This window comes from Paenisporosarcina sp. P4_D4, assembly GCF_056401835.1.
The window spans coordinates 1-11,489 of sequence record NZ_JBFUIO010000076.1; the positions used below are offsets into that span (position 1 = coordinate 1).

An 11,489-nucleotide genomic window follows, 5' to 3' on the forward strand; every position below is an offset into this window, starting at 1 on the left:
AACTAATATAAAATAGTACACATAAATAATAGGATATCCCAAAAACTAAAACCGACACCACCATAGCGATGATAATTCATATAATTGAAGATCAAGGGCAATCACCATTCTGTATACCAATGTTTAATGATAAACAGGAACTTGTTGCTAAATCTAAAGCAATCTTCTGTCGCCTTGAGTAATCTAATGAAAAATAATCATCAAGCAATATAGAATCTATTGGAAATGAAAATATTTCCATCTAATTATTGAACTGGAAAAAAAGCAATGGTAAAATGAGATTTACTAAAAGAAATGGAGGTTTTCCTTTTGACAGCATCTATGAGACTTAGAATCCAAACTTTGAACCGTTAATTGCATATGGTCCAGGCTCTGCTTAAGTATGGAGTAAATGGGATTAGTCTGTCTCTTTAGGAAAACTTTATTTTTATGTTTATCAAAAAAAGAGAGGTTGAATCTACCCTCTTTTTTTGTTGTCTAAAAATAGTAATATAACTACTCTTTTTCGATTCGAGCAAAAAAGACCTTAACCATTTACTTTTCATTGTAGGAAATATACAGAAAAGGTCGTGAAGAAAATGAATATGGAATATGAAAATTGGAAAAAGAATATTATTATTTTTTTAAGTAGCCAGACGATATCACTTTTTGGTTCCTCACTGGTTCAATATGCGATTATGTGGCATATAACACTTACTACACAATCAGGAATGATGATGACACTGTTTATTTTATGTGGATTCATCCCTACTTTTATTTTATCGCCTTTTGCCGGCGTATGGGCAGATCGATACAATCGAAAGGTACTCATCATCTTATCGGATGGATTAATTGCTGTTGCAACTCTCGTCATGGCAATTGTCTTCTTAATGGGATATGAGGCAGTTTGGCTACTGTTTGCTATGGCTGCTATTAGAGCGATAGGAACAGGTATTCAAGGTCCAGCAGTAGGGGCTATTTTACCGCAAATTGTTCCAGAGGATAAACTGACGAAGGTAAGTGGAATTAACGGAAGTATACAGGCTATTATTATGTTCGTGTCTCCTATGGTGAGTGCGGCAATGCTGACAATGGCCACATTAGAAAGTATTTTCTTTATAGATGTGGTAACTGCAGCTATAGCAATCGTAACTTTGCTTGTATTCTTAAAAATTCAGGTACATGCAAAGGCATCCGAGGTACAAACAACAAGCTATCTTTCTGATTTTAAAGCAGGTTTAACATATATTAATAACCACGCTTTTTTGAAAACGTTCTTTTTGTATTTCGCGATGTTATTTGTTTTGATGGCGCCTGCAGCATTTTTAACTCCATTACAAGTGACTCGGAGCTTTGGTGATGATGTATGGCGGTTAACTGCAATTGAAATTGCCTTTTCGATTGGAATGATGGCAGGCGGAGGTATTATTGCTTCGTGGGGAGGCTTTTCAAATAAGGTGCATACAATGACACTTGCCAGTATTATAATGGGTATTTGTACGATTGCATTAGGGATTATGCCAATGTTTTGGGCTTATTTACTCTTCATGGCGATATTCGGAGTGTCAATGCCAGTCTTCAATACACCAACGACTGTCCTGATCCAAGAGCGAGTCGAGGGTGATTACTTAGGTAGAATATTTGGTGTATTTGGGATGATTGCTACATCTATGATGCCGATAGGAATGCTTATTTTTGGACCTATGGCAGATGTCGTGAGAGTTGAATGGATTCTATTGGGTACGGGAGTGCTTATGTTAATCCTAGGAGTGTTATTAGGAAGAAACAAAGTATTATTAAAAGCAGGTGAGCCTGTAGTTGTTCCAGAGTCATCTGATTTAACCTTATAATAAATACATTTAGATCTTGATAGCCTGGCAGATCTAGCAATTACAAGAAAATTAGAGACTAGATGCCCCTACAAGTCTAATGGGTGCTTTACTTCAAAAAGGAGTAAAGCATTTTTTTCTTGTTCAACTACACGTGGAGATAAGTTCAATATCACCTCCTCTGTAAGTTTTCCGTAATGTAAATTAATGTTAATATTGAGTATATCTTGGAGGTGTAAACATGTCTTTTAAAATTATTATCCATTTATCTGTAGCTTCAATGGCTTTCATCTTTTCTGCCCTAGCTTCATGGTATGAGGGAAGTAAAATATTAGATGTATCTTGGGAATGGAAACATACAGCTATCTTTTCTGAGATGTTAAATGGTCCTGTGAAGCAAGCAAGCGATATTTTAACAATTGACTATTTTGTATATGCAGCTAAATTTTTACCTACATTTCCTTTAATTATGTTACTCAGTAGTACTTACATTCTAATTCTTTTAGGATATATTCTACTCAAAAGTAACGATAAGTTGTTTTCGTATTTCCTAACATCTATTGGCGTAATATTCTTGGTATTAAGTGGTTTTGTATCAAATTCTCCAACTATTGGTTTGAAATATTTTTGCATAAGTTTTTTATTACTAGGGATGATTTCAATTGTTATTGCGTTAAATAGATTTATTAACAATAAGACAAGAGAAATATRTTAAATTGTATTACTTATACAACTTGCTGATGCTTTAGTTAAAGATCAATGGGTAATGAAGAAACCCTTTTCCTTTTCCAACAAACCCAGCAGGCTAGTTATAAAAAGGGTTAGATTTTTGAGTCAAATATCGGGGATAAGAGGGGATTCACCTGGAAGAACTTCCATATGTAATCTTAATTTCAATTGTAACGTTTATTAGTTGGATTGATTATAGAAAGAAGGTTAAGAAAGCTGAAAGCGAAGAAGAAATAAGAAAGGCATTAGTTCCCTTTCTTTTAGTAACGGTTCTATTCGTTATATCTATTTCAGTATTTCTTACCTAATTAAAAGGATGTCCAATAGCGTAAGCCAAAGAAGAATAAATGGTGCTTAAGTTAAAATCAAGTCTCAGGATAGTTACATTTCAAGGGAGGATTTTTAGTGGAAACTGAAGTATATATAAAAGAAACTCCCATGTTAATTATGTTTGGACTGATTTTCCTTATCATTTTCGGATTATGGTTAATAAAAAGAGTAAGATCATACGATTTTAACAATAAAAGCACAATATATTTTTTGTGGAACAACTATGACTTAATTGGCGGTTGTCTAATAGGAATAGCCTTACTAATTATCGTCGTTTTTTTCTAGTGGTGCTGCTACAATTTGCATGCATTCATGCTGCGTAATTGATTTCTGATGCGTTCGATATTTTTCGAACGTTTTTTTCTTTGGGAAATTTATGGGTTTCGTGATTTTGTGCAACCTGGAGTGCCATTGTGTCTACCTGGACGAGTGTTCTGTCTACCTAGATTCCCATTCCTTCAACCTGAAAGTTTTCCTCACCTCAAAAATGAAAATGTTTTCCATCCATTGATTAAGAACGTTCGTTCGGGGTATAATTCATTTAAGAACATTTGTTCGTTTTGGAGGAGGAGAACATCATGTATGAACAATATCCCGATCGGAAAATCGTTTGTCTCGATATGCGAAGTTTTTATGCAAGCTGTGCGGCAGCGGATGAAGGACTTGACGTGATGAAAACCCCGATTGCGATTATTGGGAATCAACAACAGAGGGGAAGCATCGTGTTAGCGGCTTCCCCACCGTTAAAAAAACAATTTGGCGTGAAGACAGGTACGCGCTTATTTGAAATACCGGATCACCCAGATATTCGGCTGATTGAACCTAAAATGGGCTTTTTCGTGCGGGTATCTATGGAAATTACCCGTTTGCTCAGTGAGTATGTGCCAAAAGAATCGATTCATGTCTACAGCGTGGACGAAAGTTTTATCGATTTGGCAGGAACGGAGCGATTATGGGGACCTGTTGAGCAAACTATCCAGCGCATTCAGGACGATTTACTGGAGCAGTTTCAATTGCCATCTGCGATGGGCATGGGTCCGAATATGTTGATGTCGAAGCTGGCGCTTGATTTGGATGCCAAAAAAACAGGATTCGCTAGCTGGACTTATGACGATGTCCCAACGAAGTTATGGCCAGTATCACCACTTCGCGAAATGTGGGGCATTGGACCGCGAATGGAAAAAAACTTGAATGCCATGGGGATTTTTTCAGTCGGAGATCTTGCGAAAACGAAGTTGACGACGCTTGAAGCAAAATTCGGAGTCATGGGAAACCAACTGTACCATCACGCCTGGGGTATTGATTTATCCGACCTCGGTGCACCCCTTATCGAAGGGCAAGTCAGTTACGGAAAAGGGCAAATTCTATTTCGTGATTACCGTAAGAAGGAAGATATTCTTGCCGTTGTTCTTGAAATGACGGAAGACGTGGCAAGACGTGCACGGGAAGCGGGGAAAGTTGGGCGCACCGTTCATCTCGGTGCCGAGTACAGTAAAGATGCCTTTGGTGGAGKGTTTCATCGTTCCCGTTCGATGGAAGAAGCCACAAACGACACAATGAAAATTTACAAGATGTGTGTGAAGCTGCTGGATGAACATTTTGATGACCGACCTGTCCGACGACTGTCCGTGACTTTATCGAATATGGAGCCTGAACATTCGATGCAGCTCAGCCTGTTTGAAGCGGAAAAGTGGCGCAAGCGAAAGCTGGGTTCAGCCATGGATCACATTCGCAGCAAATATGGTTCGGCCGCTTTACTGCGTGCCGTTTCCTATACAGACGCCGGAACAGCCCGAGCTCGTTCCAAGTTAATCGGGGGACATAAAGCCGAATAAAAAAAGAGGGAGCTGTTACACCCCGGCCATTCTAGTATGGCCGGGGAGTGGGCGATATAAGAAAATCCACATCGCTTATTCGAACTATTTCCTAATCCGAATAATTTCCATTTCGTATCTTCTCTAAATTCCGAACATTTGCTAAACTAATAAAGTCTGAAAAAAAGAATCGGGGGATTACTGCGTGAAAGTATTTTTAGATTTAGGGTGGTTTTTTAAAGAGAGAAAGAAACAGTATATCTTCGGCATCTTGATGCTGATGGTCGTTGCATTTTTGCAACTGCTGCCACCTAAAATAATAGGATATGTCGTCGATGAAATTCGATTGGGTACTTTAACAGGCGAAGCACTTGTGAAATGGCTGCTATTCCTGGCAGGTGCCGCTCTGGCCATGTATATCATTCGTTATTACTGGCGTACAATGATTTTTGGTTCGGCAATTTTACTTGCTCGTCAATTGCGAGAACGTTTATTCCAACATTTTACCCGCATGTCACCTAGGTTTTATCAAAAGCGCCGTGTTGGCGACTTGATGGCACATGCAACCAATGATTTATCAGCCGTTCAACAGACGGCAGGAGCGGGTGTCTTGACGCTAGTCGATTCACTGACTACAGGTGGGTTTGTTATAGCCGCGATGGCAATTACAATCAATTGGAAATTAACGCTCATTGCATTGATTCCCATGCCAATCATGGCGTATTTGACAAATTACTACGGAACGCTGTTGCATAATCGTTTCCACTTTGCCCAGGAAGCCTTCTCGAATTTGAACGATAAAGCACAGGAAAGTATTTCGGGAATCAAAGTCATTAAAACATTTGGTCAGGAAAAAGAAGACATCCAAGACTTTGTACAGTTATCGGATGACGTAGTCGAAAAGAACATACACGTAGCCAAAGTGGATTCACTATTCGATCCAACGATATCGGCAATTGTTGGTACTTCGTTTTTCCTATCAATCGTGTTCGGTGCACGATTTATCATGGCAAATGAAATGTCAATCGGGGATTTAATTGCATTTACTGCCTATCTTGGGTTGCTAGTCTGGCCAATGCTCGCATTCGGCTGGTTATTCAACATTGTTGAACGAGGACGTGCTTCTTACGATCGGATTCGCGAATTGCTTGCCGAACCAATCGATATTGATGACGCGGAACATGCACTAGATGTAAAAGCGCAAGGCGACCTGGATGTTCATATCGATGAATTTAAATTCCCGGAAGACGAACGCGCTGCCCTGAAAAATGTTCACTTCACACTGAAACGTGGAGAAACGTTAGGAAWTGTTGGCAAGACGGGTTCAGGGAAAACAGCTATCTTGAAGTTGTTATTACGTGAGTTCGAAGGGTACGATGGGTGGATTACTTACGGTGGCCATTCCATCAATGCCTACAAAAAAGAACGACTGCGTTCAGCAATTGGTTATGTACCGCAAGATCATTTCTTGTTTTCAACGACGGTTGCTGGAAATATTGCCTTTGCGAATACAAGTGCTCCAATAGAAGAAGTGTATGAAGCTGCTCAGCTCGCACACATTCATGAAGACATACTGAAATTCACGAATGGTTATGAAACCATTGTCGGCGAACGAGGCGTGTCGTTATCTGGTGGACAAAAGCAACGGATTTCGATTGCCCGTGCATTGATGATGAAGCCGGAATTGTTAATCTTGGACGATTCGTTATCTGCAGTTGATGCGCGAACAGAAGAAGCAATCCTTGAGTCGTTAAAAGCATCCCGACTGGATGAAACCACCATTATTACCGCACATCGATTGAGCGCGATTCAACATGCACATCAAATCATCGTGCTTCATGAAGGAACAATTGTTGAAAAAGGTTCCCATGAAGACCTCATGGACCAAAAAGGACGTTACTACGAAATGTATCAGTTACAACAATTAGAAGCACTTGTCGAAATGGGAGGTGAGGTGTAATGGAAGAACAGCCAAAGCTAACAGGAAAAGATCAAGGCATCATCTTAAGAAGGCTTATTTCCTATTTGAAGCCACATAAAAAAGTCATAACGTTTGCGTTATTCCTACTAGGCCTTACCGTAGTCGGGGACGTTGTTGGACCGATTTTGATTAAAACGTTCATAGATGATTATTTGACCGTTCAAAACTTTCCGACGGGACCGCTAGTCGGACTGGCGAGTGCGTACTTATTCATTCAAATCTCCAATGTTTTCATTAGTTATTTCCAGCTGCTGAAATTCCAGGAGATAGCACTGAAAATCATTCAGCAAATGCGAATTGATGTCTTTACGAAAGTACAAAACCTCGGAATGCGTTATTTTGATAAAACGCCTGCCGGAAGCATTGTGTCTCGCGTAACGAATGATACGGAAGCCATTAAAGATATGTTTGTCAGTGTCTTGGTCGGTTTCTTGCAAAGTGGTTTCTTAGTGGTCGGAGTATACATCGCGATGTTCATTCTGAATGTTAAACTGGCCCTCGTTACACTATTGCTATTGCCGATATTATTTATGATTATAAAGACGTACCGTCGTTACAGCTCGGTGTTTTACCAAGATTTGCGTGAACGATTGAGTCAATTAAATGCAAAACTGGCAGAATCACTTCAAGGCATGTCCATGATTCAGGCATTCCGACAAGAACCGAGATTGAAAGATGAATTCAATGACATCAATGAACAGCACTGGAAAGCAGGCAAGCGTAACATCAAAATGGATAGTTTGTTGCTGCGTCCCGCGATTGATTTGGTGTATGCACTTGCTCTGATTATGTTGCTGAGCTATTTCGGGGTAACCTCATTCAGCAATACGATCGAAGTTGGTGTGATTTACGCCTTCGTGACATATATTGACCGATTCTTTGAACCGATTAATCAAGTTATGCAACGTTTATCGATTTTCCAACAAGCCATTGTAGCGGCATCACGTGTTTTCAAGCTACTCGATGAAAAGGAACTTGTGCCAAGCCAGGCGAACACAAATGCACGGATTGATGCTGGGAAAATTGAATTCAAAAATGTAACCTTCTCTTACGATGGACAAACAGATGTATTGAAAAACATTTCCTTCACCGCGAATCCTGGGGAAACGGTAGCGCTTGTCGGCCATACTGGAAGTGGGAAAAGTTCCATCATCAATTTATTGATGMGTTTTTATGAGTTTGAACAAGGTGATATTTTGATAGATGGACAATCTGTAAAAGATTTCAAAGCTCAGGAATTACGAGATAAAATGGGACTTGTGCTACAAGATCCGTTCTTGTTCTTCGGGGATATCGAAAGCAACATTCGTTTGCACAAGCAAAGTATGACGGATGACGAAGTACGTGCTGCTGCAGAGTTTGTTCAAGCTGACGGCTTCATCAATCTGTTGCCAGAAGGCTATAAGCAAAAAGTAACCGAGCGAGGCTCAACCTTCTCAAGTGGTCAGCGTCAACTCGTCGCATTCGCCCGTACGATGGCGACGGATCCGAAGATTTTGGTGCTGGATGAAGCAACAGCAAACATCGATACGGAAACAGAAGTGGCAATTCAATCAAGTCTTGAAAAAATGCGACAAGGACGAACAACGATTGCCATCGCCCACCGGTTGAGTACGATTCAAGATGCAGAGCTGATTTTAGTCCTTCATCAAGGCGAAGTCGTTGAACGGGGCAATCACCAACAGTTGCTTGCAAGCAAAGGCTTRTATCACAAAATGTACTTGCTGCAGAATAGCATTGTGGAAGAAGCAGTATAAAACCCATAACTAATCCCATGTCTATCAAATTGTAAGCAGATTTGATAGACATTTTTATATAGCAAAAAATGTACAAAGGTTTGTTAAATGGAAAAATATTGTATTAATTTAAAGGGAAATCAAGGGTTCGCGTCTAATATAGAATTACTGGAAACAGTAAAGTTGTAGACAACCTCTTTTAAAGTGTCATCAACGCCTAAACAAGTAACGGTTCTCCAACAATAAACCGATTGCGACCCAAGTGAGGATAATTCACTTGGGTTTTTTCATGCCCGATGCATGGTGCCATATTTATACGCAAAAGATGAATGATTAAATAAAAAGTCGTGAAGTAGTACTTTTGTTTTAAGCAGGTATAGAACCAAGAACAGCACAAGATACATCCTATGTTTAATTTTCAGRAAAGTAGAAATGTGGGATGATRAGGGTTAATTGGGTAATGTTTCTGAATATTGAAWGAATAAATGTTGAATAAACTCCCAGTTGRTAYTAGATTAGTTGAAAAATTTTAATAACTTGATGTTGAAAGACAGATCAGTGTATTAAATGTGAAGTTAAGTCATCAGCACGAAACCTTTACATTTTTACAAATATATTAATCTACTATTTAGTTAGGCAGGGGGAGAGGTTTAATGAGGAAARRGAGAAACAAAAAAATTATTATTAGAATCATTGTTTCGTAAWTCATTGCACTACATATKTAATAAAAAGACAGAGACTTGGAGGAAGAAAATGGGGAAAAAAGCAAACAACAAAAGTAAGGTYTTAAAAAGCTTAGCKGTATTTGCTCTATCATCTAGYTTTATTTTAGGTTCTATTGTACAAGTACCAACTACTGCGAAAGCAGTTAGTTATTCGAATACTGAAAATTTACTTGCTAATTTAACACCAGAACAAAGAGCAGCATTGCAAAACCTAGATTCCACTGAATTAAAGACAGGATTGCGATTATCTGATGATGTAGACTTAACTAGTGAAGAAGAAGTAACGGTTATTGTTGAATTCAAAGAACTTCCAGCAAAAGTAGCTCAAATAGTAGAAGCTTCCAAAGGGGAATCCATTTCGTTAGAAAAAGCGAAAGAAAAGGTAGAAAAGTCCCATGCTGAATTTAAAAAGAATTTACAAGAAAAAATAGGAAAAGAAGAGAGATCTAATAAGGATAATTTTAATATTAAATATACTTATCAGAATGCATTTAACGGAGTGACAATGTCGCTTCCTGCAAATCAAATTAATAAATTAATGGAAATGGATACGGTTAAAGCTGTTTTTAGCGATAAAAAAGTACAAATTGACCCGCCGCCTCCAATAAAGGAAGAAGAACAAACAAAGGTTGATAGTATCCCATTTTTAAATATTGATAAATTGCATGAAGAAGGCTATACAGGTAAAGGTATAAAGATTGGTGTTATTGATACGGGTATTGATCATAATCATCCTGATTTAAAAGACGTATACAAGGGTGGATTTGATTTTGTAGATAATGACAACGATCCAATGGAAGCGACATATGCCCAATGGAAAGCTTCTGGGAAAGCAGAAATAGTGAATGGAAAACCGTACTACACTAGTCACGGTACACATGTGTCAGKAACTATTGCTGGTCAAGCTAAAAACGATTCTGATTATAAAGTAACTGGAGTTGCTCCTGATTCTGATTTATATGTTTACCGAGTATTGGGACCATATGGTTCAGGACAGACTTCTGCGGTTATTGCTGGGATTGAACGTTCTGTTGCTGATGGGATGGATGTTATAAACCTTTCACTAGGTTCAAACCAAAACAATCCATTAGAAGTAGCAAGCTTAGCGATTGATAATGCCGTATTAAGTGGTGTTACAGCTGTAGTGGCAGCAGGGAATGCTGGAGATGGTATGTTCACATTAGGTTCACCTGGTGCAGCCGCACTTGCCTTAACTGTAGGTGCAAGTTCTGCAAGTACTAAGGTGACAACTTTTGCGAGTAAAATCAAATCAAATGCTATAACCACTGATAGTACATTGCAATTAATGACCAAAACATGGACGGATGATTTCTCAAGCCTATCTGGTCAAACATTCGATATTGTTAATGTAGGAGAAGGCGGATTAACCGATTATGCAGGAAAAGACGTTAAAGGTAAAATTGCATTCGTCGTACGTGGAACTTATGCTCTCATTGATAAAATGAAAGCCGCCGCGTTAAACGGGGCAGCAGGCGTCATCATRTACAACAATGTTGCTACAGAAGGACAAATTCCTTTTTATCTGGGAGAAAGCAAAGAAAATATTCCAACATTCTCTATGACAAATAGTGATGGTTTGGCTATCAATGCTTTATTCACGAGTGGTACACCGAGTATTACATTAGGAGCTCTTGGAGAGAGTGAAATTCCTGGTGATGAATTAGCTAGCTTTAGCTCTAGAGGACCATCTGGAACATTATATGATATTAAACCAGAAGTAACAGCACCAGGTGTATCGGTCTTATCAACGGTACCGTCTTATATTAACGATAAAACTAATTTTAGTTATTCCACTGCATACACAAGAATGTCGGGTACATCCATGGCAACTCCGCATGTTGCCGGGATTGCAGCTTTGCTGTTACAAGCACATCCTGAATATACACCTGCAGATGTGAAAACGGTTCTAATGAATACAGCCGAACCTTTAAAGGGGCAATATAGTGTGTTTGAAGTAGGGGCAGGAAGGGTAGACCCTTATGATGCAATCAATTCTACTACAGAACTGGCTGTTCAAGATGAAACGCCATATATTATAAATAATGTAAAAGAAATGATCAATGAACAAACTGGTGGTCTTAGTTACGGTTTTGTTCCAATCGCTACAGAAGACATCACAAAAACAACGAATCTATTAATCACGAATTATAGTGACAAAATGGAGAAGTATGACATTTCGGTTGAGTACAATGATGGGGTTCGTGGTTCCATGGATGCGAAGGAAAACGGCGTGTCGCTAGTGTTGCCTGAGGATGTTAAAATTAAAAAGAATAGCCAGGAAAGTATTCCTGTCTCACTGTTAATTCCAACAACTGCAAAAAAAGGCACGTACGAAGGATATATTC

6 protein-coding genes are annotated in these 11,489 nt (G+C 39.0%); all 6 read left to right on the plus strand.

What is annotated here, in order from left to right; genetic code table 11:
• Positions 1-578: 578 nt before the first annotated feature.
• The gene (locus AC1DSL_RS13465) at positions 579-1,829 is read left to right on the plus strand and encodes an MFS transporter (protein WP_477532554.1); all 1,251 of its coding nucleotides are present in this window, start codon (positions 579-581) and stop codon (positions 1,827-1,829) included.
• Positions 1,830-2,049: 220 nt separating this feature from the next.
• On the plus strand, positions 2,050-2,523 hold the full coding sequence (locus tag AC1DSL_RS13470; RefSeq protein ID WP_477532555.1) for a DUF4306 domain-containing protein: 474 nt from the start codon (positions 2,050-2,052) through the stop codon (positions 2,521-2,523).
• 922 nt (positions 2,524-3,445) lie between these two features.
• On the plus strand, positions 3,446-4,702 hold the full coding sequence (locus AC1DSL_RS13475) for a Y-family DNA polymerase (protein ID WP_477532556.1): 1,257 nt from the start codon (positions 3,446-3,448) through the stop codon (positions 4,700-4,702).
• Between the two features lie 184 nt (positions 4,703-4,886).
• Positions 4,887-6,641, plus strand: a complete 1,755-nt coding sequence (locus AC1DSL_RS13480; RefSeq protein ID WP_477532557.1) for an ABC transporter transmembrane domain-containing protein — start codon at positions 4,887-4,889, stop codon at positions 6,639-6,641.
• Positions 6,641-8,419, plus strand: coding sequence for an ABC transporter ATP-binding protein (locus tag AC1DSL_RS13485; RefSeq protein ID WP_477532558.1), 1,779 nt, complete (start codon positions 6,641-6,643; stop codon positions 8,417-8,419). The genes AC1DSL_RS13480 and AC1DSL_RS13485 overlap by 1 nt, the downstream gene beginning before the upstream one ends.
• Positions 8,420-9,151: 732 nt before the next feature.
• Positions 9,152-11,489: S8 family serine peptidase (locus AC1DSL_RS13490; RefSeq protein ID WP_477532559.1), on the plus strand; the 2,338-nt coding region annotated here is incomplete at its 3' end.

Bases quoted from the DNA above. Each gene is read 5' to 3' on its own strand.
- AC1DSL_RS13465 (WP_477532554.1), top strand. From the start codon at position 579: ATGAATATGGAATATGAAAATTGGAAAAAGAATATTATTATTTTTTTA.